Annotated in this window: 20 protein-coding genes and 1 riboswitch; of the genes, 5 read left to right on the forward strand and 15 right to left on the reverse strand. The window is 66.1% G+C overall.

Annotated features, from left to right (window positions below; genetic code table 11):
- Positions 1 to 6 precede the first annotated feature (6 nt).
- Entirely contained in the window at positions 7 to 879 is an 873-nt protein-coding gene (locus H3H51_RS09830) for a phosphatase PAP2 family protein (RefSeq protein ID WP_183088871.1), read from the forward strand.
- Between the two features lie 64 nt (positions 880 to 943).
- Here the strand turns inward: H3H51_RS09830 and ispA are convergent, their stop codons facing one another.
- From ispA to H3H51_RS09885, 11 genes are all read right to left on the reverse strand, one after another.
- Positions 944 to 1,831 (reverse strand): (2E,6E)-farnesyl diphosphate synthase, encoded by an 888-nt coding sequence (gene ispA / locus H3H51_RS09835; protein ID WP_183088872.1) that lies wholly within the window; start codon positions 1,829 to 1,831, stop codon positions 944 to 946.
- Complete coding sequence (locus H3H51_RS09840; RefSeq protein WP_183088873.1) at positions 1,828 to 2,070, reverse strand: exodeoxyribonuclease VII small subunit; 243 nt, start codon at positions 2,068 to 2,070, stop codon at positions 1,828 to 1,830. The genes ispA and H3H51_RS09840 overlap by 4 nt, the downstream gene beginning before the upstream one ends.
- A gap of 72 nt (positions 2,071 to 2,142) precedes the next feature.
- Positions 2,143 to 2,844 carry a PqiC family protein gene (locus tag H3H51_RS09845; protein ID WP_183088874.1) on the reverse strand — a complete coding sequence of 234 codons (702 nt, stop codon included), beginning with the start codon at positions 2,842 to 2,844 and terminating at the stop codon, positions 2,143 to 2,145.
- A 303-nt stretch (positions 2,845 to 3,147) separates the two neighbouring features.
- Positions 3,148 to 5,406 carry a DNA topoisomerase IV subunit A gene (parC, locus tag H3H51_RS09850; RefSeq protein ID WP_183088875.1) on the reverse strand — a complete coding sequence of 753 codons (2,259 nt, stop codon included), beginning with the start codon at positions 5,404 to 5,406 and terminating at the stop codon, positions 3,148 to 3,150.
- A gap of 37 nt (positions 5,407 to 5,443) precedes the next feature.
- A complete protein-coding gene (locus H3H51_RS09855; RefSeq protein ID WP_183088876.1) occupies positions 5,444 to 5,974 on the reverse strand; it encodes a retropepsin-like aspartic protease family protein in 531 nt (176 codons plus the stop codon).
- The gene (locus H3H51_RS09860) at positions 5,971 to 6,966 is read right to left on the reverse strand and encodes an esterase-like activity of phytase family protein (RefSeq protein ID WP_407926480.1); all 996 of its coding nucleotides are present in this window, start codon (positions 6,964 to 6,966) and stop codon (positions 5,971 to 5,973) included. Before H3H51_RS09860 ends, H3H51_RS09855 begins: the two co-directional genes overlap by 4 nt.
- Complete coding sequence (gene parE / locus H3H51_RS09865) at positions 6,963 to 8,861, reverse strand: DNA topoisomerase IV subunit B (RefSeq protein WP_183088877.1); 1,899 nt, start codon at positions 8,859 to 8,861, stop codon at positions 6,963 to 6,965. The genes H3H51_RS09860 and parE overlap by 4 nt, the downstream gene beginning before the upstream one ends.
- Before the next feature lie 18 nt (positions 8,862 to 8,879).
- The gene (locus tag H3H51_RS09870; RefSeq protein ID WP_183088878.1) at positions 8,880 to 9,485 is read right to left on the reverse strand and encodes a YqiA/YcfP family alpha/beta fold hydrolase; all 606 of its coding nucleotides are present in this window, start codon (positions 9,483 to 9,485) and stop codon (positions 8,880 to 8,882) included.
- Positions 9,486 to 9,562: 77 nt separating this feature from the next.
- Complete coding sequence (gene cpdA, locus H3H51_RS09875; protein ID WP_235981339.1) at positions 9,563 to 10,378, reverse strand: 3',5'-cyclic-AMP phosphodiesterase; 816 nt, start codon at positions 10,376 to 10,378, stop codon at positions 9,563 to 9,565.
- Between the two features lie 98 nt (positions 10,379 to 10,476).
- The gene (locus tag H3H51_RS09880; protein WP_183088879.1) at positions 10,477 to 10,923 is read right to left on the reverse strand and encodes a DUF1249 domain-containing protein; all 447 of its coding nucleotides are present in this window, start codon (positions 10,921 to 10,923) and stop codon (positions 10,477 to 10,479) included.
- Positions 10,920 to 11,537, reverse strand: a complete 618-nt coding sequence (locus H3H51_RS09885) for an NUDIX domain-containing protein (protein ID WP_183088880.1) — start codon at positions 11,535 to 11,537, stop codon at positions 10,920 to 10,922. Before H3H51_RS09885 ends, H3H51_RS09880 begins: the two co-directional genes overlap by 4 nt.
- 381 nt (positions 11,538 to 11,918) lie before the next feature.
- Here H3H51_RS09885 and H3H51_RS09890 point away from each other — a divergent pair, with 381 nt between their 5' ends.
- On the forward strand, positions 11,919 to 12,665 hold the full coding sequence (locus tag H3H51_RS09890) for an RsiV family protein (RefSeq protein WP_183088881.1): 747 nt from the start codon (positions 11,919 to 11,921) through the stop codon (positions 12,663 to 12,665).
- A 39-nt stretch (positions 12,666 to 12,704) separates the two neighbouring features.
- Here H3H51_RS09890 and cytX read toward each other — a convergent pair whose 3' ends face one another.
- Positions 12,705 to 14,003 (reverse strand): putative hydroxymethylpyrimidine transporter CytX, encoded by a 1,299-nt coding sequence (gene cytX / locus H3H51_RS09895; RefSeq protein WP_183088882.1) that lies wholly within the window; start codon positions 14,001 to 14,003, stop codon positions 12,705 to 12,707.
- A gap of 152 nt (positions 14,004 to 14,155) precedes the next feature.
- Positions 14,156 to 16,036 carry a phosphomethylpyrimidine synthase ThiC gene (gene thiC, locus H3H51_RS09900; RefSeq protein ID WP_183088883.1) on the reverse strand — a complete coding sequence of 627 codons (1,881 nt, stop codon included), beginning with the start codon at positions 16,034 to 16,036 and terminating at the stop codon, positions 14,156 to 14,158.
- A 90-nt stretch (positions 16,037 to 16,126) separates the two neighbouring features.
- Positions 16,127 to 16,233: riboswitch (TPP riboswitch) on the reverse strand.
- A 220-nt stretch (positions 16,234 to 16,453) separates the two neighbouring features.
- Between thiC and H3H51_RS09905 the strand changes: the two genes are divergently transcribed.
- On the forward strand, positions 16,454 to 17,899 hold the full coding sequence (locus H3H51_RS09905; RefSeq protein ID WP_183088884.1) for a TolC family outer membrane protein: 1,446 nt from the start codon (positions 16,454 to 16,456) through the stop codon (positions 17,897 to 17,899).
- Between the two features lie 342 nt (positions 17,900 to 18,241).
- Here the strand turns inward: H3H51_RS09905 and H3H51_RS09910 are convergent, their stop codons facing one another.
- Positions 18,242 to 19,477, reverse strand: coding sequence for a TIGR03862 family flavoprotein (locus H3H51_RS09910; protein WP_183088885.1), 1,236 nt, complete (start codon positions 19,475 to 19,477; stop codon positions 18,242 to 18,244).
- Between the two features lie 121 nt (positions 19,478 to 19,598).
- On the reverse strand, positions 19,599 to 20,513 hold the full coding sequence (locus tag H3H51_RS09915) for a histone deacetylase family protein (protein WP_183088886.1): 915 nt from the start codon (positions 20,511 to 20,513) through the stop codon (positions 19,599 to 19,601).
- A gap of 69 nt (positions 20,514 to 20,582) precedes the next feature.
- On the opposite strand from H3H51_RS09915, the gene H3H51_RS09920 reads away from it, so the two are divergent.
- Both H3H51_RS09920 and H3H51_RS09925 read left to right on the forward strand, forming a co-directional pair.
- On the forward strand, positions 20,583 to 21,149 hold the full coding sequence (locus H3H51_RS09920; protein WP_183088887.1) for a GNAT family N-acetyltransferase: 567 nt from the start codon (positions 20,583 to 20,585) through the stop codon (positions 21,147 to 21,149).
- A complete protein-coding gene (locus H3H51_RS09925; RefSeq protein WP_235981340.1) occupies positions 21,142 to 22,746 on the forward strand; it encodes a nitroreductase family protein in 1,605 nt (534 codons plus the stop codon). Before H3H51_RS09920 ends, H3H51_RS09925 begins: the two co-directional genes overlap by 8 nt.
- Positions 22,747 to 22,752: the final 6 nt, after the last annotated feature.

The following is a 22,752-nucleotide window of genomic DNA, read 5'->3' on the forward strand; positions in this document are numbered from 1 at the left end:
CTGCCGTTGCGCAGCCCCGAGCTGACCCAGTTGGCAAACGCCTTCACCTGGCTCGGCTATGGCACCTTCCTGCTGTTTGCCATCCCCATCGGTTACTGGGGCTGGAACAAGCACAGTTTCTTCCGCTTGCTGCTGTTGATTGGTATCTCCGCCTGGCTCAACGCCTTGTTCAAGGACATCTTCCAGGACCCGCGCCCGCCGCTGGCGCTGCGCCTCGATGACCGCGTGGGCGCCAGCTACGGACTACCCAGTGGCCATGCGCAGCTGGCGGTGGTGCTGTGGCTGGGGTTGGCGTATGAGGTGCGGCGATTGTGGCTGACGCTGCTGTGTACGCTGATCTGCCTGGGCGTGTGCCTGAGCCGGCTGTACCTCGCCGCCCATGATGTTGAGGATGTGCTGGTCGGCGCGCTGCTCGGCGGCGCCACCCTGCTGATCTTTGCGAGGCTCAGGGGGCTTGCCTGGTGGCCGGAGGCCCATGTTGGCTGGCACGTGCTCAGCATTGTGCTGGTCGGCGCGGCGAGCCTGGCGTTGTGGCCGGGTGAGGCGCCGGACTATGTGCCGCTGTTCGTCGGCCTGCTGGTCGGTGCTGTGGTTGGCTGGCGTGTCGAGAAACGGTTGCTCGATTTCAGCGCTGGCGTGGTGCTCTGGCGGCGCGTGCTGGCAGCTGTGCTGGGGGCGCTGGGTTTCATCCTGCTGCAGAAGCTGCTCAAGGTGCTGGAGTTGCAGCTCGGCCTGCAGCCCATGGCCTGGCAGGTGCTGCGCGGCGTGCTGATGGGGTTGTTCGTGACCCTGGCGATGCCCTGGCTGCTGGTCCGCATGCGTGTGCTGGTTACGCGCACGGCATGCGCGCCTCGCGGCGAAGCCGTGGCCGCGGAGTAGCTCGGTAGGGGCGCACCATGAAAAACGCCGGGTCGATGCCCGGCGTTTTTCATGGAGGACAGGCTTAGCTGCGGCGCTCGACGATATAACGCGCCAGCTCGCGCAGCGGTTCGGCGCTGTTGCCGAACGGGCGCAGGGCGTGCAGCGCCTGGTCGCGCAGTTCCAGGGCGTAGGCCTTGGCGGCGTCGAGGCCGAGCAGGGCGGGGTAGGTCGGCTTGTGGTTGGCTTCGTCCTTGCCCTGGGTCTTGCCCAGGGTGGCAGTGTCGCTTTCCACGTCGAGGATGTCGTCCTGCACCTGGAACGCCAGGCCGATGGCCCGCGCGTACTGTTGCAGCGAGCGCAGCGCGGCCTCGTCGGCGTTGCCGCTGGCCAGGGCGCCGAGCTGCACGCTGGCTTCGATCAGGGCGCCGGTCTTGTGCCGGTGCATCACTTCCAGGGCTTTCTGGTCGAGCTGCTGGCCGACCGAACCGAGGTCGATGGCCTGGCCGCCGACCATTCCGGCCGGGCCGGCGGCGCGTGCCAGGCCCATGACCATGGACAGGCGCAGGTCAGCGTCCTGCGGGTTGCGGCGGGCGTCGGCGAGCACTTCGAAGGCCAGGCTTTGCAGGCCGTCGCCGGCGAGGATGGCGCAGGCCTCGTCGAAGGCTTTGTGGGTGGTCGGCTGGCCGCGGCGCAGGTCGTCGTCGTCCATGGCCGGCAAGTCGTCGTGCACCAGCGAGTAGGCGTGGATCAGCTCCACGGCGCAGGCGGCGCCATCGGCCCGTTCAAGGTCGCCGTCGAGGGCTTCGCAGGCGGCGTAGACCAGCAGCGGGCGTACGCGCTTACCCCCGTTGACCACGCTGTAGCGCATGGCCTGGTAGAGGCGCGCCAGTTCGCTGCGCGGCGCGTCGAAGAGGCTGTCCAGGGCCGCGTCGACCCGGGTCTGGCAGCGTTGCTGGTAGGCGCCGATCATGCCTGGTCGTCCGCGTCGAAGGGGGCTTCCTCCAGCTCGCCGTCGCGTTCCAGCAGCACTTGTACCTTCTGCTCGGCCTGGGCCAGGGCGGACTGGCAGTCGCGAGTCAGGCGGATGCCCTGCTCGAAGGCGCTCAGCGAGTCTTCCAGCGACAGCTCGCCACCTTCCAGGCGCTCGACCAGTTGTTGCAGATCGGCAAGGGATTGTTCGAAGTCGACGGCGGCTTTCTTGCGGGCCATGGCGGGCTGTCTCGGTGCAGGTGAAACGGGAGCGGCACCAGCGGTACCGCGCAAAAGATCAGCAGGTGCAGCTCAGAAACGCAGCACTTCACCGCCATTGCGGGGCGGCGAGAGCCTGGGGATTTCCTGGTTTTTCGGTTTGCTCGGGCGAACGGGCGGCGGGGTTGGCTTGCTCGCTTCGGCAATCGGCTGGTTGCGCAGCGGCTCGATGGCATCGCCCAGCAGTTGCACCAACTGGCGCAGCAGGCGGCTCTGCGCCTGAACCTGGTCGGCGGCGCTGCCATCATGGGGCTCCTGCAGGCGCACCAGACGGCTGTCGCGCAGCTGTCCGCTACGGTCGAGCAGGCGCCACTGGGCTTCCAGCACGGCCGGATGATCGGGGCCGGAATCCAGGCGACTGACGTTCAGCAGTACTTGTACGTCGGGGGTGAAGCCACTGTGGGCCGGGGCCAGCACCAGGCGCTGGCTGTCCAGGCGCGCGGCCAGCTGGCGCAGCAGGACCTGGTCGATATCGGCGGCCAGGCTGCCGGCCCAGCGCGCATCGTCGGCAGGCACCAGGCTGCCGTCGGTCTGGCGCTGGAGGAAGGCTTCACGCTGCAGGTAGTCGGCAATCAGCACCGGGCCGAGCAGTACGGCCAGGCCCTGGGCCTGCTTGGGAACGCCGGGGCTGCCGGCATCCAGTTGGTACAGCGGTACCGGTTTATGCGCCGTGCAACCGACCAGGCCAAGCAGGCCGGACAGCAGCAAAACAACGGGAAGGCGCAGCACAGTCATTCATTTCACCCTGGTAGTTCCGGCAAGCGGCCGGCATTGATACACGGTGCAGGCGTGCAACCTGCGGCCGCCTATCATCCGTCAAAGTGCCCTCGGACTCCAGCCCGAAGCGCCCTGCGGGGCTCTGGCGCCTGGTCGCAAGCGAGTGTTTGTGCGTGTGTCAGGCAGTAGGAGCATGGTGTAGGAGCGAGCTCTGCTCGCGAAGCCGACGACGCAAGAGCTTCGCGAGCAGAGCTCGCTCCTACAAAGACAAACGCCGCGTTCCCGGTAAGGAGGCGCGGCGTTGTCCAGGCTTCTGCAGGATCAGCTCGGGCTTTCCACCAGCAGCGTGTCGACCCGCTGGAAGCCGCGCGGCAGCTTGTTGCCACGGCGTCCACGCTCGCCCTTGTAATGCTCCAGGTCGTCCGGCTTGAGCGACAGGGTGCGCTTGCCAGCCTGCAGCACCAGGGTGCTGCCTGCGGGCAGCACGGCGAGGTCGGTGAGGTATTCCTCGCGGCTGGCGACGCGGTCACCGGGGATGCCGATGATCTTGTTGCCCTTGCCTTTGCCCAGTTGCGGCAGGTCGGCGACCTTGAACAGCAGCAGGCGGCCTTCGGTGGTCACCGCGGCCAGCCAGTCTTCCTCACGGTTGGCCACCGGCTTGGGCGGTACTACCAGGGCGCCGGTGGGCAGGGTCAGCAGGGTCTTGCCGGCCTTGTTCTTGGCCTGCAGGTCCTCGCCCTTGACCACGAAGCCGTAGCCGGCGTCCGAGGCGATCACGTACAGCGCGTTGTCGTCGGGCAGCAGCACGCAGTCGAAGGTCGCGCCCGGTGGCGGTTGCAGGCGACCGGTGAGCGGTTCGCCCTGGCCGCGTGCCGAGGGCAGCGTGTGGGCGGCCAGCGAGTAGCTGCGCCCGGTCGAGTCGATAAACACGGCGAACTGGTTCGAGCGCCCCGGTGCAGAGGTCTTGAAGCCGTCGCCGGCCTTGTACGACAGGCCGGTGGCGTCGATGTCGTGGCCCTTGGCGCAGCGCACCCAGCCTTTTTCCGAGAGCACCACGGTGACCGGTTCGGTCGGCATCAGCTCGTTTTCGCTGAGGGCCTTGGCTTCGGCGCGGGCGACGATCGGCGAGCGGCGGTCATCACCGTACTTCTCGGCGTCGTCGAGGATTTCCTGGCGCACCAGCTTTTTCAGCTTGGTTTCGCTGCCGAGCAGGGCCAGCAGCTTGGCGCGTTCCTTGGCCAGCTCGTCCTGCTCGCCACGGATTTTCATCTCTTCCAGGCGGGCCAGCTGGCGCAGGCGGGTGTCGAGGATGTAGTCGGCCTGGATGTCGGTGAGGCCGAAGCGCTCCATCAGCACCGGCTTGGGCTGATCCTCGGTGCGGATGATGTGGATCACTTCATCCAGGTTGAGGAAGGCGGTGAGCAAACCTTCCAACAGGTGCAGGCGCTTCTCGACCTTGTCCAGGCGGAACTGCAGGCGACGGCGCACGGTGTTGACGCGGTACACCAGCCACTCGGTGAGCAGGGTGCGCAGGTCTTTCACCGACGGCTTGCCGTCGAGGCCGATGACGTTGGTGTTGACCCGGTAGCTGGACTCCAGCTCGGTGGTGGCGAACAGGTGCTGCATCAGCTCGTCGGCATCCACGCGGTTGGAGCGCGGGATGATGACGATGCGGCAGGGGTGCTCATGGTCCGACTCGTCGCGCAGGTCGGCGACCATCGGTAGCTTCTTCGCCTGCATCTGCGCGGCGATCTGTTCCAGCACCTTGGCGCCGGAAACCTGGTGCGGCAGGGCGGTGACCACGATGTCGCCGTCCTCGACGCGGTACACGGCGCGCATGCGCACCGAGCCCTTGCCGGTTTCGTAGATCTTCAGCAGGTCGGCGCGCGGGGTGATGACTTCCGCCTCGGTGGGGAAGTCCGGGCCGAGGATGTGTTCGCACAGCTGCTCGACCGTGGCGCTCGGCTCGTCGAGCAGGCGCACGCAGGCGGCGGCGACTTCACGCAGGTTGTGCGGCGGCACGTCGGTGGCCATGCCCACGGCGATGCCGGTGGTGCCGTTGAGCAGGATGTTCGGCAGGCGCGCCGGCAGGGTGGCCGGCTCGTCGAGGGTGCCGTCGAAGTTCGGCACCCAGTCCACCGTGCCCTGGCCCAGTTCGGTCAGCAGCACTTCCGAGTAGCGCGATAGGCGCGCCTCGGTGTAACGCATGGCGGCGAAGGATTTCGGATCGTCCGGCGCACCCCAGTTGCCCTGGCCGTCGACCAGGGTGTAGCGGTAGCTGAACGGCTGGGCCATCAGCACCATGGCTTCGTAGCAGGCGCTGTCGCCGTGCGGGTGGAACTTGCCGAGCACGTCACCGACGGTACGCGCCGATTTCTTGTGCTTGGAGTCGGCGTCCAGGCCCAGCTCGCTCATCGCATAGACGATGCGCCGTTGCACCGGCTTGAGGCCGTCGCCGATGTGCGGCAGGGCGCGGTCCATGATCACGTACATGGAGTAGTTGAGATAAGCCTGCTCGGTGAAGTCGGCGAGGGAGCGCCGCTCCACGCCGTCCAGGCTCAAATCGAGGATGTCGCTCATGCGTGCCTCATTGCCAAAGTGGTCATTGCGAAAAGGGTCATTTCAGGGAAGTCGTCTGGCGCAGCACCAGGGTGCCGTCGCGCTGGGTGAATTCGAGTTGCTTGAGGGCGCTCATGCCGAGCAGCACCTCGTCGCCATCCATGCCGGGGGTGATCAGCGCCGCCACGTCGTGCAACTGGATCTCGCCGAGCTGCAGGCTGGTCAGGTGCGTGCGGTAGCCGGTGGACAGGCCGTTGGCGGTCTTCAGGGTGACCGGCGCACCGCGCGTGAGGCCCAGGCGCTTGGCCAGGTCAGCGGGGATCGCCACGGCGCTGGCACCGGTGTCGAGGAGGAAGGTCACGGTTTGCCCGTCGATCTGCCCGTCCAGCAGGTAATGACCGCCGCGGCCGCTGGCCAGGCGCACTTCGATGAAGCCTTCGCCATGCATCGATTGCGGCTGCTGGTTGGGGTTGGCGCGGCGCTCTTCCCAGTTGCCGAACCAATAGGTGGCCAGCGCCAGGGCGGCGATCCAGGCGCAAATCAGCATCACGCGGCCGGCGCGCTGGCCGGCAGGTGGCGTGTCGCTCATGGCGCGCTCCAGCCGCCCTTGGGCGCAGCGAAATGCCAGATCAGTGGGCGCTCTTCTCCGTCATCGCGGTGTGCATCACCGTTGTCCACGCCAAGCCAGGCGCCGTCGGCATCCAGCCACAGCGCTTCGGCCACGCCGAAGGGGCCGGAGTAGCGACGGGCATCGGCGAGGGCTGCGGCGGCGAACGACCAGCATTTCTCCACCTTGCCGGCGTTGAGGTCGCGCCGGCAGATGCGATGGGCGGCGCGCTCCAGGGTGAACAGTTTCTCTTTGAAGAAGTGCACGTCGGAGAAGTCCCGCGGCAGGCTGATACCGCTGTTCGGCTCGGCCACCGAGGGTTCCTTGCCGGCTTGCGACAGCAGCACGCAGCCGCCGCTGCAGGTCCAGCTGCTGTTCGGCTTGTGCAGCACCAGCAAGCCCCGGCGCTCGCGCTCGGCGGCCAGCCACAGGCGTTTGCCATCCGGGGCGATGCTGACGCCTTCGAGCTGGGCGTTGTAGTGCAGCAACATGCCGCTGGCCCGCGCCTGGCGTACCAGGTTGCCCGGCAGGTTGAGCCATTCGGCCTGGCCGCCCGGGGTCACCTGCAGCACGGCGGCATGGGCCTCGCTGGCCAGGTAACGATTGCCCAGGCTGTCGCAGCTCAGGCCCTCGAAGTCCATGTCGGCGCCACGCAGGATGTTGGCCGCCCAGGTGCGCATGCGCAGGCCCCAGGGCAATCCGCTGGCTGGCGGTGGTGGCACGTCGAAGTGTTCGGCTTCGGCCGTCCAGGCAGTGTCCTGTGGTTGCAGGCGATAAAGGCGGTTGTCGTCATGATCGGACACCGCCTGCCATTCGTTGCCACAGCGGCTGAGGCCGGACAGGTTGCCGCTGGGCATACCGTCGATCGGGTGCTCGGCGAGCAGTTTCAGCTCGACCGGCACGGCGATGGGCGCCTCGGCGGCATACAGGGCACTGCTGAACAACACACCCGCGAGGGCGGCACTCAGCCTCACGCCAGAACCTCGGCCAGGTTGCCTTTCGACTCCAGCCAGCTCTTGCGGTCGCCGGCACGCTTCTTCGCCAGCAACATGTCCATGATCTCGATCGTGCCCTCGAAGTCTTCCAGGGTCAGTTGCACCAGGCGCCGGGTGTTGGGGTCCATGGTGGTTTCGCGCAGCTGCGGCGGGTTCATCTCACCGAGACCTTTGAAGCGGGTGACCTGCGGCTTGCCGCGGCGTTTCTCGGCGACCAGGCGATCGAGGATGCCATCGCGCTCGGCATCGTCGAGGGCGTAGAAGATCTCCTTGCCCAGGTCGATGCGGTACAGCGGCGGCATGGCGACGTAGACGTGGCCGGCATCCACCAGCGGGCGGAAGTGGCGCACGAACAGCGCGCAGATCAGGGTGGCGATGTGCAAGCCGTCGGAGTCGGCGTCGGCGAGGATGCACACCTTGCCGTAGCGCAGCTCGCCAAGATCGGCCGAGCCCGGATCGACGCCGATGGCCACGGCGATGTTGTGCACTTCCTGGCTGGCCAGCACTTCGCCGCCGTCGACTTCCCAGGTGTTGAGGATCTTGCCGCGCAGCGGCAGGATCGCCTGGAATTCCTTATCGCGCGCCTGCTTGGCCGAACCGCCGGCGGAGTCACCTTCGACCAGAAACAGTTCGGAACGCATCGGGTCCTGGCCGGCGCAGTCAGCCAGCTTGCCGGGCAGCGCCGGGCCCTGGGTGATCTTCTTGCGCTCGACCTTCTTGCTCGCCTTGAGGCGGCGCCCGGCGTTGTTGATCGCCAGTTCGGCCAGGGCCAGGCCCATTTCCGGGTGGGTGTTGAGCCACAGGCTGAAGGCGTCTTTCACCACGCCGGAGACGAAGGCTGCGGCCTCGCGCGAGGACAGGCGCTCCTTGGTCTGCCCGGAGAATTGCGGCTCCTGCATCTTCATCGAGAGGACGAAGGCGATGCGCTCCCAGACGTCTTCCGGGGCCAGCTTGACGCCGCGCGGCAGCAGGTTGCGGAACTCGCAGAACTCGCGCATGGCGTCGAGCAGGCCCTGGCGCAGGCCGTTGACGTGGGTGCCGCCCTGGGCGGTTGGGATCAGGTTGACGTAGCTTTCCTGCACGCTTTCGCCGCCCTCGGGCAGCCACAGCAGGGCCCAGTCGACCGCTTCCTTGTTGCCGGCGAGGCTACCGACGAAGGGCTCCTCGGGCAGGCGCAGGTGTTCGCTGACCGAGTCGGCCAGGTAGGAGCGCAGGCCGTCCTCGTAGTGCCACTCGACTTTCTCGCCGCTGGCCTTGTCCTCGAAACTCACGGCCAGGCCCGGGCAGAGCACGGCCTTGGCTTTGAGCACGTGCTTGAGGCGGCTGACCGAGAACTTGAAGCTGTCGAAATATTTGGGGTCCGGCCAGAAATGCACGCTGGTGCCGGTGTTGCGCTTGCCCACGCTGCCGACCACGGCCAGGTCGCTGGCCTTGAAGCCGTCGGCGAAGCTCATCTGGTACTCGTTGCCGTCGCGCTTGACGGTGATGATCACCTGGGTCGACAGCGCGTTGACCACTGAGATGCCCACGCCGTGCAGGCCGCCGGAGAACTGGTAGTTCTTGTTGGAGAACTTGCCGCCGGCGTGCAGCTTGGTGAGGATCAGCTCGACGCCGGGCACGCCTTCTTCCGGGTGGATGTCCACCGGCATGCCGCGGCCGTCGTCGAGCACTTCCAGGGAGTTGTCCTCGTGGAGGATCACCTGGATCGATTTGGCGTGGCCGGCGAGGGCCTCGTCGACGCTGTTGTCGATGACTTCCTGGGCCAGGTGGTTGGGCCGCGAGGTGTCGGTGTACATGCCCGGGCGCTTGCGCACCGGGTCGAGGCCGGAGAGGACTTCGATGGCATCGGCGTTGTAGGTGTTCTGCTGGGCCATGGGGTCTCTAGATCTTCTTCAAAGAGTGGAAAAGTCGAAATCGGCCCACCGCGCCGGGGCGAAGCCGGCGAGGGTGAGGATTTCCGCAATACGTGAGGCGAAGCCTTGGTAGCTGTGGTCGCCGCCTTCCTGGATATCCAGCTGGCAGCCCTGGTAGTAGCGCTCGGCCTGGCGGTAGTCGAGGGTCTCGTCGGCGCTCTGCAGCCATACATGGTAGCGCTCGGCGTCCTGCGGTGGGGGGACTTCCAGCTCGGCCAGGGCGTCGACGTGGTCCTGGGTCAGTTGCCAGGTTTCGCCGCTGTAGTGATTGAGCTGTTCGCCCAGGTAGCCGTCGAACAGCCGATGCGGGCTCACCGCAGGGTTGATCAGCAGCGCGCTCAGGCCATGCTGCTCAGCCAGATAGGTGGCGTAATAGCCGCCCAGCGAACTGCCCACCAATAGCGGCCGGCCCAGCTCGGCGATGGCCGCCTGCAACTGCGCGATGGCCTGGCGTGGATGGTGGTGCAGTGCAGGAACCCGCAGGTGCGGGGCAATCCCGCAGCGTTCGGCGACCTGCTGCAGCTGGCTGGCCTTGGTCGAGGTCGGCGAGCTGTTGAGGCCGTGGATATAAAGGATGCTGGTCATGGGGTGGGGAGGCTACAAGCTGGAGACGGCAGGCTGCAAGCCGTTGACGGGGTGAAGCGCTGCGTGGTGGCAGTCGGTCAGTAGCCTTTGACGCTGTAGTCCACTTCGAACTGGATATCGGTGACCCGCGAGACGCCGGTTTCCAGCTGGCCATCGGCATGCAGGCGCAGCCAGCGGTAGCCCGGGGCGGTGGTATCGACCTGGAATTCCTCGCTGCCCGGGGCGAACTGCACGCAGGTCGAGGGCGATGCGAGCAGGCGAATGCCGTCACGCATCTGGTCGAATTCCTGGTGGATATGCCCCCAGAGCACAGCTTTGGCCTGCGGAAAGCGCTTGAGCACGGCGAACAGGGCGTCCGGGTTGCGCAGGCCGATGGGCTCCATCCAGGTGCAGCCGATCGATACCGGATGGTGGTGGAAGCACACCAGGTGGTGGCGATCGGGCGCCTCGCTGAGGGATTGCTCCAGCAGCTTGAGCTGATCGTCACTGAGGAAGCCGGGTACGGCGCCGGGAATCGAGGAGTCGAGCAGGGTCACGCGCCAGTTGCCGATATCCAGCACCGGCTCCAGCAGGTTGCTGCCGTTGCAGGCGTCGCGCATCGCCGGGAGTTCGTCGTGGTTGCCGGGAAACCAGCGGGCCTGGTCGGCCAGGGCGCCGGTGAGCTGGCGAAAACGTTGATAGGAGGCGGTGCTGCCATCTTGCGAGAGGTCGCCGGTGGCGAGCATCAGGTCAATCTGTGGCTGCTCGACGAGGACCTTTTCGATCACTCGCTCCAGGCTGTCGCGGGTGTTCATGCCCAGCAGCTTGCCGTCTTCTTCGGCAAACAGGTGACTGTCGGATAGCTGCACCAGCAGCACCGAAGGGTCAACAGCATGAGACAAATGGCGCGACAAGGGCCAACTCCTGAACGTGTTCTCAGGATTATGGTGGGTCAAGGTGGATTCGGTAAACCCGCTAAACGTGAACTGGTACCAGTTGCCGAGTATGCCGCTCAGCGAACGGCAGCCAGCTCATGGCCGCAGGCCAGGCAGTGGGTCAGCCATTCGCCGAGAAACAGGTTGAGCTGGGTCTTCTCGTCGGGCTGGTGCATGGCGGCGTTCGGGTAGGTGTAGATGCTGCGAAAACGCCGGGCATTTTCCGCGCTGACCACCTCGGCCATGCGTGCGTCGTGGTACACCCGCACTTCCAGCTTGGGCACCGGCAGCCATGGCAGGCTGTGTTCCTGGCTGACGCGCAGGGTGGTGGTGTAGGGGCAGGCTTCCAGCACCTGCAGCACCAGCACGCCGAGCAGCTGGTCGCCCTGGCTCAGGGCCACGCGGCGCTCGTTGGGCTCGTCACGCATCGCCGGCAGCAGGCGCAGCAGGCGCGCGTAGTTGGCTTCGCAAGCAGACTGCAGCTCGACCAGGTCGACCCGATAGCGCTCGCGCAGCAGATTCATGACCACAGCCCCCGCACTTCCGTACGATTCAGTGCCAACCACTGCAGGGCGATGATGCTGGCGGCGTTGTTGATGCGCCCGTCCTTGACCGCTTGCAGGGCATCTTCCAGCGGCCAGACATGCACGCGAATATCCTCGCCTTCCTCGGCCAGGCCGTGCACGCCGCCCGCGCCCTGGCTGTCGCAGCGGGCGACATACAGGTACACGCGCTCATCGGAGCCGCCGGGCGAGGGGAAGTAGGTGGTGATCGGCCACAGCGCGCCGAGGGTCAGGTTGGCCTCTTCGATGGCTTCGCGGCGGGCCACTTCGTCGGGCTCCTCGTCCTTGTCGATCAGGCCCGCGACCAGCTCCAGCAACCAGGGGTTGGCGGTTTTTTCCATGGCACCGACGCGGAACTGCTCGATCAGCACCACGCAATCGCGTTGCGGGTCGTAGGGCAGCACGCACACTGCATCGTGGCGCACGAACAGTTCGCGACTGAGCTGCGGGCCCATCTCGCCAGAGAACTGGCGATGGCGCAGGTGCAGGCGGTCGAGCTTGTAGAAGCCGCGAAAGCAGGATTCGCGCTGGATGATCTCGACGGCATGCGGGTCGGGGATGAAGCGTTCGGACATGCAGGTGCACTCGTGATTTTCGGTATTCGCGCCATCCTAGCAGGTTGTTGAAAAACTACCTGCGTTGCCATCGCCGCGTTAAAAACAGGCTCAGAAAGCCGCTTGCGGCTAACGCGCTTTAGCGCGGCCCGCAGGGTGAGCGAAGCGAGTCATGCTCATTTACCATTCGTAAACTGCGCTTTTTCGCCTGTTTTTTCCTTGCGCTGGCTGCCTCGCTAACGTTTTTCAACAGCCTGCAAACGCGCCCTTCCATCTGACGCAGCATTCTTGGAGGATGCTGCGCCGCAGGGGAGAATGCTGACTTTTCATCGCGCCCCATCGGGAACGCCCCCAGGCGAGCAGGGTCGAAACACCCTCCGCGCCGCACGACAAGGAAACCGCATGCGTCTGTACAAGCTCGTCTGCCTCGCCACGCTCGCATTGACCATAAGCGCATGCCAGAGCCTGTTCAAGCCCGCCGAACAGCAGCCGCTGACCGCTAGTCGGCAAGCTTGGGAGCATCGCCAGCCAGGCTGCAGTGGCAGCGATTGCCCGCTGGTGAATATCGACCTGCAGCGCCTCGACGGCCTTCCGGCGCTGAATGCTTTGGTCGAACAGCGCCTGCTGGGGCTGACCCGCGAACTGCCGGGCGACCCGACGCCTAGCTCGCTGCAGCGCTACGAAGACGACTTCCTGGCCAGCGCCAAGCCGGGCTGGAGCAGCTACCTGCAGGCGAAGATAGTGGCGCAGCATGACCGTCTGGTGATCATCGAGCTGTCCAGCTATCGCTTCACCGGTGGCGACCACGGTATTCCGGGGCGCACTTACCTCAACTACGACCGCCAACTGGACAAGGTGCTGAGCCTGCAGGACATGCTCCTGCCGGGCGAGGAGGAGGCTTTCTGGCAGGCCGCGCAGCTGGCGCACCAGGCTTGGCTGGTTGCCAATGGTCACGATCAGGATGCCGAATACGTGCAGACCTGGCCGTTCGAGCGCACGCCCAATATCGCGCTGAACTTCGGCTCGGTGCTGCTCAAGTACGACATCGATCGCATCGCGCCGTACTCGACCGGCCATCCCGAACTGAAGATTCCCTATCCGCGCCTCAACGGCATTCTCAAACCGCAGTATTTCCCCGGTCGCGGTTGATCGCGGGCCGGCGCAGCGTTGGGCTGCTCCGGCCGAGGCTCACTCTGCCGTACGCAGCGCTGCACTCGCTCCGGCGACTTTGCCGAGCACGAATTGCAGGCCGCCGGCCAGCAGCAGTGCCGGCAGGGTGGCGCCGATCTCTGGGGCGAAGTGGGCGAGCAGGTGATACACCGCCGCACCGCAGAACCAGGCAATCAGCGTGTCCCAGCGCAGGCCGACGCGCGGTGCCAGCTCGGCGCGACGGCGGCGCAGGATGAAGTGGTCGACCAGCACCACGCCGAACAGCGGGGCGAACACCGAGCCGATCAGTAGCAGGAAGTTCTGGTACTCGGCCAGCGGCGCGAACAGGGCGATCAACGTGCACAGCGCGCCGATGGCCAGCGCCAGGTGCTCGACCTTCAGCGCCACCAGCGTGCCGCTGGAAACGGCCGCCGAGTGGATGTCGGCGAAGGCGTTTTCCGACTCGTCGAGCAGGATCAGCAGCAGCGGAATACCCAGGCCGGCGCCAGCCAGGGCCAGGAGCAGGGCGTTCATCTCGCCGCTTGGGGCGAACGCCAGGGTGTAGGCCACGCCCAGGCTCATCAGCCACACGTTGCCGCAGAAGAAGCCCACTGCAGTACCGGCGAACACGCGGCCGGCGGCCTTGCCGAAGCGCGAGTAGTCGGCGATCAGCGGCAGCCAGGACAGCGGCATGGCGATGGCGATGTCGAAGCCCAGGGCGAACGGCAGCGAGCCATCCCCGGCGCGGGCCCAGAGGGCGCCGAGGTCGGCTTTGTCGAACAGGTTCCAGGTCAGCCAGGCGCAGGCACCGAGCAGCAGCCAGATGCCCCATTTGCGCAGCACCCGGCGCACGAAGGTCAGCGGCCCGGTCACCGCCAGCAGGGTCGCCAGGGCGCCGAAGAACAGGGTCCACAGGATCGGGCTGGTGAGCACGCTGCCCTCGGCGAACACCTTGCCGGCCAGCAGGCTGGCGGCGTCGCGCATGACGATGATCTCGAAGGCGCCCCAGCCGACCAGCTGCAGCAGGTTGAGCAACGCCGGCAGCACCGCGCCCTGGCTGCCCAGGCTGAGTTTCAGCGCGGACATCGACGACAGCCCGGTGTCTGTGCCGATCACCGCCACGCTGCCGAGCAACAGCATGCCAACTGCGGTGCCGAGCAGGATCGCGCCAACCCCGCCGGCCAGGCCCAGCCCCGGCGCGAGGATGCTGCCCAGTTGCAGCACCATCAGGCCGACGCCCAGGGAAAACCACAGGGAAAACATGTCGCGTGCACCGAACACGCGCTGGGCGGTGGAGATGGCAACGCCGGGGGAGTAGGTGTTGGAGGGGATGGCCATGCGGGACGTCTCAGTGGGTGGGAAACGGTTGCGCACTAAAAGTCGCAACATTGCGATGAGTGTTCCTGTAGGAGCCAGCTTGCTGGCGATCTGCTGTTCGCAGCCGGTGCGTCGCTGATCGCCAGCAAGCTGGCTCCTACAAGAGCGCGGGGTCAGGCCTGCTTGTAGATCACTGAACCCTCGCCCTTGAAACGCTGGGCCTGTTCCTTGAAGCCTGCCTCGACTGCCTTGCTCTCGTCGGACAGGCCGTTGTCCTTGGCGTAGTCGCGGACTTCCTGGGTGATCTTCATCGAGCAGAATTTCGGCCCGCACATGGAGCAGAAATGCGCGACCTTGGCCGAGTCCTTGGGTAGGGTTTCGTCGTGGAAGCTGCGCGCGGTGTCCGGGTCGAGGCCGAGGTTGAACTGGTCTTCCCAGCGGAATTCGAAACGCGCCTTGGACAGCGCGTTATCGCGGATCTGCGCGCCGGGGTGGCCTTTGGCAAGGTCGGCGGCGTGGGCTGCAATCTTGTAGGTGATGATGCCGGTCTTGACGTCATCCTTGTTCGGCAAGCCCAGGTGCTCCTTGGGCGTGACGTAGCAGAGCATGGCGCAACCGAACCAGCCGATCATGGCCGCACCGATGCCCGAGGTGATGTGGTCGTAGCCTGGCGCGATGTCAGTGGTCAGCGGGCCGAGGGTGTAGAACGGCGCCTCGTCACAGCATTCCAGCTGCTTGTCCATGTTCTCCTTGATCAACTGCATCGGCACGTGGCCGGGGCCTTCGATCATGCATTGCACGTCGTGTTTCCAGGCGATCTTGGTCAGCTCGCCCAAGGTTTCCAGCTCGCCAAATTGCGCCGCGTCGTTGGCGTCGGCAATCGAGCCTGGGCGCAGGCCATCGCCGAGGGAGAAGGACACATCGTAGGCCTTCATGATTTCGCAGATGTCGTCGAAGTGGGTGTAGAGGAAGTTCTCTTTGTGGTGCGCCAGGCACCACTTGGCCATGATCGAGCCGCCACGCGACACGATGCCGGTGACCCGTTTGGCCGTCAGCGGCACATAGCGCAGCAGCACACCGGCGTGGATGGTGAAGTAGTCCACGCCTTGCTCGGCTTGCTCGATCAGGGTGTCGCGGAACAGCTCCCAGGTCAGGTCCTCGGCGACGCCGTTGACCTTCTCCAGTGCCTGGTAGATCGGCACGGTACCGATCGGCACCGGCGAGTTGCGGATGATCCACTCGCGGGTTTCGTGAATGTGTTTGCCGGTGGACAGGTCCATCACCGTGTCCGAGCCCCAGCGGATGCCCCAGGTCAGCTTGGCCACTTCTTCTTCAATGGACGAGCCCAGCGCACTGTTGCCGATATTGCCGTTGATCTTCACCAGGAAGTTGCGGCCGATGATCATCGGCTCCAACTCAACGTGGTTGATATTCGCCGGGATGATGGCGCGGCCACGGGCGATTTCGTCGCGGACAAATTCTGCGGTGATTTCCTTGGGAATGCTGGCGCCGAAACTGTGACCGGCGTGCTGCGCATCGAGCAGGCCAGCGGCGCGATGCTCGGCGAGCTTCATGTTCTCGCGAATGGCGACGTATTCCATCTCCGGCGTGATGATGCCCTGACGCGCGTAGTGCATCTGGCTGACATTGGCGCCGGTCTTGGCGCGGCGCGGGTTGCGCACGTGGGCGAAGCGCATGGCGGTCAGCTCGGCGTCGGCCAGGCGGCGCTGGCCGAACTCGGAGGAGAGGCCGTCGAGGCGCTCCGTGTCGCCACGGTCATCGATCCAGGCGCTGCGCACATCGGCCAGGCCTTTGCGCACGTCGATCTGCACGGCCGGGTCGGTGTAGGGGCCGGAGGTGTCATAGACGGTGACCGGGGCGTTGATCTCGCCGCCGAAGGCTGTCGGGGTCACATCCAGGCTGATCTCGCGCATAGGCACGCGGATGTCGGGGCGCGAGCCCTGCACGTAGATTTTCTGCGAGCGCGGCAGGGGCTGGATCGACTGCTGGTCGACCTGGGCGGATTCACTGAGGTTTTTATGTTCGGCACGCATCGACGGACTCCTGGCGAGATGTCGGAGCGAACCTGAGGCGTGGAAAAATGGCGCGGGCGCACCAGGGCTGGTGCAGAGGGGCTCGCCGGGAGGCGAGTACATCTTGTTCCCTACGCAGGCTTTAACCTGATCAGGTTCAACGGGATCCGGAACTATCCGATCTCAGCCCACGACTCTGGGCACCCCGACAAGAACAGCGGCCAGTCTAATCAACCGGCAGGGATAAACCAATGCGCTGGTCGATTAGAGGCTCTAAGAACCACGGAAAAAAATATAAACTGAACCGACGAGTAGAGTATTGTTGCAACCCGGCAACAAAGCTTATTGCAAACTAGGCTGTGCTCAGGCCCGTTGTGCCTTGACCACTGTTGCAGGCCCCCTTAGCCTTGCCCGATTCCCCCGCATCTAGGATTGATCATGCTACGCAGACTCTCTCTGGCGCTCGCAGTAGCTACCGCCACTTCCGGACTGGCTTGGGCCGCAGAGCCTGTGCAGAGCGGCAAAACCGGTCTGGTGACCGTCTATAACGAGGCGGTGAAGAACAACGCCGACCTCGCCGCTGCCCGCGCCAACTACGGCGCCATCAGTGAAGTCGTACCGCAAGCCCGTGCCGGCCTGCTGCCGAACCTCTCGGGCGGCGCCGATGCCACCGATACCCACACCAATGTGGACACCTCCCTGGATGACGTCAGTGCCACGCGCAGCGGCTTGTCCTACCGTGCCAGTCTGAGCCAGCCGCTGTTCCGTGCGGACCGCTGGTTCCAGTACCAGGCGGCCAAGGCCAGCAACGAGCAGGCCAGCCTGTCGCTGTCGGCCACCGAGCAGAACCTGATCCTGCAGAGCGCCGAGACCTATTTCGCCGTGCTGCGCGCCCAGGACACCCTGGCCTCGACCAAGGCCGAAGAAGCGGCGTTCAAGCGCCAGCTGGACCAGGCCAACGAGCGTTTTGACGTCGGCCTGTCGGACAAGACCGACGTGCTGGAAGCCCAGGCCGGTTATGACACCTCCCGTGCCAACCGCATCCTCGCCCAGCGCGCCGTGGATGATGCCTTCCAGGCCCTGGTCACCCTGACCAACAACGAATACGCCGCGATCGAAGGTGTGCAGCACACCCTGCCGATCCTCGCGCCGGTGCCTAACGACGCCAAGGCCTGGGTCGACACTGCCGCCCAGCAGAACCTCAATCTGCAGGCCAGCAACTACGCCGTCGACGCCGCCGAAGAAACCCTGCGCCAGCGTAAGGCCGGCCACGCGCCGACTGTCGATGCGGTGGCGCAGTACCAGAAGGGTGACAACGACTCCCTTGGCTTCAGCAACCCGACCGGCTCGGGCCTGCGCTACAACGGCGATGCCGAGCAGACCACCATCGGCTTGCAGCTGAACATCCCGATCTACAGCGGCGGCCTGACCAGCTCGCAAGTGCGCGAGGCCTACCAGCGCCTCGACCAGACCGAGCAGCAGCGCGAGAGCCTGCGCCGGCAGATCGTGGAAAACACCCGCAACCTGCACCGCGCGGTGAACACCGACGTGGAAACCGTGCAGGCGCGCAAGCAGTCGATCATCTCCAACCAAAGTGCCCTGGAAGCCACCGAAATCGGCTACCAGGTCGGTACCCGCAACATCGTCGACGTGCTTGATGCCCAGCGTCAGCTGTACAGCTCGGTGCGTAACTACAACGATGCGCGCTACGACTACATCCTCAACAACCTGCGCCTGAAACAGGCTGCCGGCACCCTGGCGCCGTCCGACCTGGACGCGCTGTCGGGCTTCCTCAAGCCGGACTACAACCCGGACAAGGATTTCCTGCCGCCAGACCTGGCCAAGGCCGCGGAGGCTCAGCTCAAAGGCAACAGCGAGTACTGAGTGCGACGCAACGAAAAGCCCGGCAGATGCCGGGCTTTTTTATGGGCTATGTCCTGGTTACGTATTGCGTCATCTGACTAGTCGCGTTCTGTGCTGCCGGAGATGTCTGGATTCCCGCCTTCGCGGGACAGCGCTTGCGCTGAACGCACTTCAGTGCGGCCCTAATGGGCGAGCTCAGCGAGTAATGACGAGGCAGAGGTGTGGCACAGCGCCGTCCCACCCACTCCGTCATTCCCGCGCAGGCGGGAATCCAGCTCGGCGTTACGCGAGTGCGAAGGTTTTCCTTGGCAACACATAACTGGGACATAGCCATCTTATCGGCGGGATTTAGTGCGAGGGTTCCTACAGATCCAGCCACTTCAAGGCGCCTAATCCAGCCGCGCGACCGCTGGCGAAGCAGGCGGTGAGTAGGTAGCCGCCGGTGGGCGCTTCCCAGTCGAGCATTTCCCCGGCGCAGAATACGCCCGGCAACTGCTGCAGCATCAAGTGCGGGTCGAGGGCGGCGAAGCTGATGCCGCCGGCGCTGCTGATGGCTTCGTCCAGCGGTCGTGGGCGGCGCAGGACGATCGGCAGGGCCTTGATCGCGGCGGCCAGTTGCGCGCTGTCGGCGAACTGCTCGGCGCTGGTGCGCTCACGCAGCAGCGCGGCCTTGACCCCGTCGATGCCCAGTTGGCTGTGCAGGTGCTTGGCCATGGAGCGCGAGCCGCGTGGCTTGTTCAGCGCGGCTTCGATCTTGTCCTGGCTGCGATCCGGCAGCAGGTCGAGCAACAGGGTCGCGCTGCCGTGCTGGTTGATCCGCTCACGGATGGCGGCGGACCAGGCATACACCAGGCTGCCCTCGACACCGGTCGCGGTGAGGATGAATTCGCCACGTCGGGGCGCTTCGCCCTGCAGGGCCAGGGCAATGTTCTTCACCGGCGCGCCGGCGAACTTGTCGCGCAGCAGGGCGCTCCAGCTCTTCACCTCGAAGCCGCAGTTGGCCGGCTGCAGCGTAGCAATATCGACCCCGCGAGCCTGCAGCAACGGCACCCAGGCGCCGTCCGACCCCAGGCGCGCCCAACTGCCGCCACCAAGGGCCAGCACCGTGGCATCGGCGTGCCGCGTCACTTCGCCGGTGGCGCTACGCAGGCGCAGGTTGCCGTCGGCGTTCCAGCCCAGCCAGCGCTGGCGGGTGTGGATCTGCACGCCGCTCTCACGCAGGCGCTTGAGCCAGGCGCGCAGCAGCGGCGCGGCTTTCATGTCGCTGGGGAAAACCCGGCCAGACGAGCCGACGAAGGTCTCGATCCCCAGGCCATGAATCCAGGCACGCAGCCCATCGGCATCAAAGTCTTCCAGCAGTGCGGCGATTTCCGCGCGGCGCTCGCGGTAGCGCGCGAGGAAAGCCGGCTTGTCTTCCGAGTGGGTGATGTTCATCCCGCCGACCCCGGCCAGGAGGAACTTGCGCCCCACCGACGGCATGGCGTCGTACAGGTCGACGCGCACCCCGGCTGCGGCCAGCACCTCGGCCGCCATCAGGCCGGCGGGGCCGCCGCCGATCACGGCAACAGAAGGCGGGGCAGCGGAGTGGGCGTGGCTCATGGCGGGTGTGATCGCAGCAAAGGGGGCGGTCATTCTAACCGAGGCGCGGACGGTTTTTTGTAGGCGCGAGCTCTGCTCACGAATGGGTTGGCCTCAAGGGCTTCGCGAGCAGAGCTCGCTCCTACGACAGCCCGTCCAGCACACGCTGGGCGCTGTGGTGGAGGATGCCGTGGCGGCGGGCGAGGGCGGCGCGGTCCTTGTCGTAGCCGCCGCCGATAAGGCCGACCACCGGGATGTCGCGCCCCAGGCAGTGCTCGAACACGGCGCTGTCGCGGGCGGCGATGCCGGCGTCGGTGAGTTGCAGGTAGCCCAGCGCATCGTCCTTGTGCACGTCCACGCCGGCGTCGTAGAGCACGATATCCGGCTGATACAGCGGCAGCAGGTAGGCCAGGCTGTCGTTGACCGTCTTCAGGTAGTCGGTGTCGCCCATGCCGTTGGGCAGGCCGATATCCCAGTCGCTACGGGCCTTGCGCGCCGGGAAGTTCTTTTCGCAGTGCAGCGACACGGTGACCGCATCGGGCACGTTTTCCAGGATGCGCGCGGTGCCGTCGCCCTGATGTACGTCGCAGTCGAAGATCAGCACCCGCCCGGCCCGACCACTTTCCAGCAGGTGCAGGGCGACCACGGCCAGGTCATTGAAGATGCAGAAGCCGGAAGCATGGTCGAAATGGGCGTGGTGGGTGCCGCCGGCCAGGTGGCAGGCCGCGCCATGCTGTAGGGCAAGTTCGGCGGCCAGCAGCGAGCCGCCGACCGCGCGCACGGTGCGCCGCGCCAGGGCCTCACTCCAGGGCAAACCGAGGCGGCGCTGTTCATCGTGGCTCAGTTCGCCGGCGAGGAAGCGTTCGATATAGGCCGGGCAGTGGGCCAGGGCCAGCACCTCGGCCGGGCAGATCTGCGGGCGTTGCAGTGCGGCATCGGTGGTCAGGCCGCTGTCCACCAGGTGATCACGCAGCAGGCGGAATTTTTCCATCGGGAAACGGTGGTTGTCCGGGAAGGGAGGGCTGTAGTCGTCGTGGTAGACCAGCGGCAGGGGCATTGCCAGGCTCTCGGGAAGGCGTGCCAGGCAGTATGCTGTGGGCCTGATGGTGGCCTCAAGGGACAGGCAATGGAACCGATCGAATTGCACACACCGCGGCTGCGCCTGCGTTCCTGGCTCGACAGCGATCTGCCGGCGTTCGCCGCGCTGAATGGCGACGCCGAGGTGATGCGGCATTTCCCCGCCTGCATGAGCGTGGCCGAGAGCGATGCCCTGGCCGGGCATATTCGCCAGCACTTTGCCGAGCACGGCTTCGGCCCGTGGGTGCTGGAACGGCGCGATCAGCCGGGACTGATCGGCGTGCTCGGCTTCCAGCACGTGGGGTTTGAGGCGTCCTTCACCCCGGCGGTGGAAATCGCCTGGCGCCTGCACCCTGCATTCTGGCGTCAGGGCTATGCGCTGGAGGCTGCGGAGATGGCGCTGTACTGCGCGTTTACCCAGCTGGGGCTCGATGAGGTCGTGGCGTTCACCACGCCGGCCAACCTGCCATCCCTGGGGCTGATGCAGCGTCTTAGCATGCAGCACGACAAGGCTGGCGACTTCGAGCATCCACGCTTGCCGCAGGGCCATCCGCTGCGCCCTCATGTGCTCTACCGCTTGTCGTGGCAGGCCTGGTTGGAGGCGACGGTTGAATAAGGAACAGCAGGTGCGCGCCTATCACGAACTGAGCAAACACCAGCCGCAGCGCTATGCGCCGGGCCCCGGTCAGCTGGACTGGGCAACGCAGCCAGCCGCGTTTCGGCGCTACGAGGGCGCGCGCCTGATCGAGCTGTGGCACCGCCCGCAGGAGGAGTCGCCGAGCTACGACAGCGCCTTCGCCGGCCCGGCTGCCACGCCGGCACCGCTCAATCGCGCCAGCCTGTCGCAGGTGCTTTACGACAGCCTGGCGCTGTCTGCCTGGAAAGAGTCGGGCGGCAACCGCTGGGCGCTGCGGGTCAATCCCTCATCGGGCAACCTGCACCCGACCGAGGCCTATTTGTTGCTGCCGTCGGAGGCGCTGGAAGACGGCGCACTGCTGGCCCACTACGCGCCGGACGTGCATGCGCTGGAGGTCCGCGCCGAGCTGGCCGAGCCCCTGGCCCGGCAACTGGCGGCGGCGCTGCCAGCGGGTGGTTTTCTCCTCGGCCTGTCCAGCATCCCCTGGCGCGAGGCCTGGAAATACGGCGAACGGGCCTATCGCTACTGCCAGCATGACCTGGGTCACGCCCTGGCGGCGCTGGCCATCGCCGCCAGCATCCAGGGCTGGCAGGTGCGCCTGTTGCGCGGTGTGGCCGAACTGCGTCTGGATGCGCTGCTGGGGCTGGATCGCCCAGGCTTCCACGAAGCCGAATGGGCCGACTGCCTGCTGTGGATTGGTCCGGCGCAGGCCGAGGAATTCCCCTTGCCGGCAGCACTGCTCGATGGCCTGGCGGCGCAGGATCTGAGCGGTCAGCCCAATCGCCTGTCGCGCGAGTACCGCCAGTGGCCTGAGCTGGAACGGGTGCATGCCCTGTGTCGTGCGCCGGCCTTGCCCGCTGTGCCCTGGCATGCGGAGGCAGGCCTGGTCGCGGTGGATAATCCCGGCCTGCCGCTACGGCCGATCCTGCATCGGCGGCGCAGCGCGCAGAGCATGGACGGACGCAGCGGCATCCAGGCCGAGCTGCTGTTCGCCTGGCTGCGGCGCGTGCTGCCGGCCAATGCACCGGTGCCGTTCGCCCTGGCCGGCGAGCCGGCGCAGGTCGACCTGCTGCTGTTTGTCCATCGCGTGCAGGGGCTCGACCCCGGCCTGTACTGGCTGGCGCGTGGCGATGACCAGGCGCAGCCGGGCATGCGCGGCGATTTCCTCTGGCAGCGTGCGCACCCGCAACTGCCGCTCTATCGTTTGTTGACGGGTGATGCCCGTGGGCTGTCGGCGTTCCTCTCCTGCGGCCAGGACATCGCCAGCGATGGTTGCGTCGCCGTGGCCATGCTGGCGCGCTTCGACCAGGCCCTGGCGCAGGGGCCCTGGCAGTATCCGCAGCTGTATCGGGAGTGTGGGCAGATCGGCCAGGTGCTCTACCTGGAGGCGGAAGCCGCCGGGCTGTCGGCCACTGGGATCGGCTGCTTTTTCGATGATTCGCTGCATGAGTTGCTCGAACTGGCCGACAGCCGTTGGCAAAGCCTTTACCATTTCACCATTGGCCGCGCGGTGTGGGACGAGCGTCTGTCCAGCCAGCCGGCCTATATTGAACCAAGAATTCCGCCGCAGCCTTGAGCTGCG

It is taken from the genome of Aquipseudomonas ullengensis (genome assembly GCF_014174475.1).
Classification (GTDB): domain Bacteria; phylum Pseudomonadota; class Gammaproteobacteria; order Pseudomonadales; family Pseudomonadaceae; genus Aquipseudomonas; species Aquipseudomonas ullengensis.

What these genes read in the sequence shown, in the direction of transcription:
- H3H51_RS09890 (WP_183088881.1), top strand. Translation starts at nt 11,919, where the DNA reads ATGCGTCTGTACAAGCTCGTCTGCCTCGCCACGCTCGCATTGACCATA.
- H3H51_RS09910 (WP_183088885.1), bottom strand. Translation starts at nt 19,477, where the DNA reads ATGAGCCACGCCCACTCCGCTGCCCCGCCTTCTGTTGCCGTGATCGGC.
- parC (WP_183088875.1), bottom strand. Translation starts at nt 5,406, where the DNA reads ATGAGCGACATCCTCGATTTGAGCCTGGACGGCGTGGAGCGGCGCTCC.
- cytX (WP_183088882.1), bottom strand. Translation starts at nt 14,003, where the DNA reads ATGGCCATCCCCTCCAACACCTACTCCCCCGGCGTTGCCATCTCCACC.
- H3H51_RS09915 (WP_183088886.1), bottom strand. Translation starts at nt 20,513, where the DNA reads ATGCCCCTGCCGCTGGTCTACCACGACGACTACAGCCCTCCCTTCCCG.
- H3H51_RS09905 (WP_183088884.1), top strand. Translation starts at nt 16,454, where the DNA reads ATGCTACGCAGACTCTCTCTGGCGCTCGCAGTAGCTACCGCCACTTCC.
- parE (WP_183088877.1), bottom strand. Translation starts at nt 8,861, where the DNA reads ATGGCCCAGCAGAACACCTACAACGCCGATGCCATCGAAGTCCTCTCC.
- H3H51_RS09840 (WP_183088873.1), bottom strand. Translation starts at nt 2,070, where the DNA reads ATGGCCCGCAAGAAAGCCGCCGTCGACTTCGAACAATCCCTTGCCGAT.
- ispA (WP_183088872.1), bottom strand. Translation starts at nt 1,831, where the DNA reads ATGATCGGCGCCTACCAGCAACGCTGCCAGACCCGGGTCGACGCGGCC.
- H3H51_RS09920 (WP_183088887.1), top strand. Translation starts at nt 20,583, where the DNA reads ATGGAACCGATCGAATTGCACACACCGCGGCTGCGCCTGCGTTCCTGG.
- thiC (WP_183088883.1), bottom strand. Translation starts at nt 16,036, where the DNA reads ATGCGTGCCGAACATAAAAACCTCAGTGAATCCGCCCAGGTCGACCAG.
- H3H51_RS09885 (WP_183088880.1), bottom strand. Translation starts at nt 11,537, where the DNA reads ATGTCCGAACGCTTCATCCCCGACCCGCATGCCGTCGAGATCATCCAG.
- H3H51_RS09870 (WP_183088878.1), bottom strand. Translation starts at nt 9,485, where the DNA reads ATGACCAGCATCCTTTATATCCACGGCCTCAACAGCTCGCCGACCTCG.
- H3H51_RS09845 (WP_183088874.1), bottom strand. Translation starts at nt 2,844, where the DNA reads ATGACTGTGCTGCGCCTTCCCGTTGTTTTGCTGCTGTCCGGCCTGCTT.
- H3H51_RS09880 (WP_183088879.1), bottom strand. Translation starts at nt 10,923, where the DNA reads ATGAATCTGCTGCGCGAGCGCTATCGGGTCGACCTGGTCGAGCTGCAG.
- H3H51_RS09855 (WP_183088876.1), bottom strand. Translation starts at nt 5,974, where the DNA reads ATGAGCGACACGCCACCTGCCGGCCAGCGCGCCGGCCGCGTGATGCTG.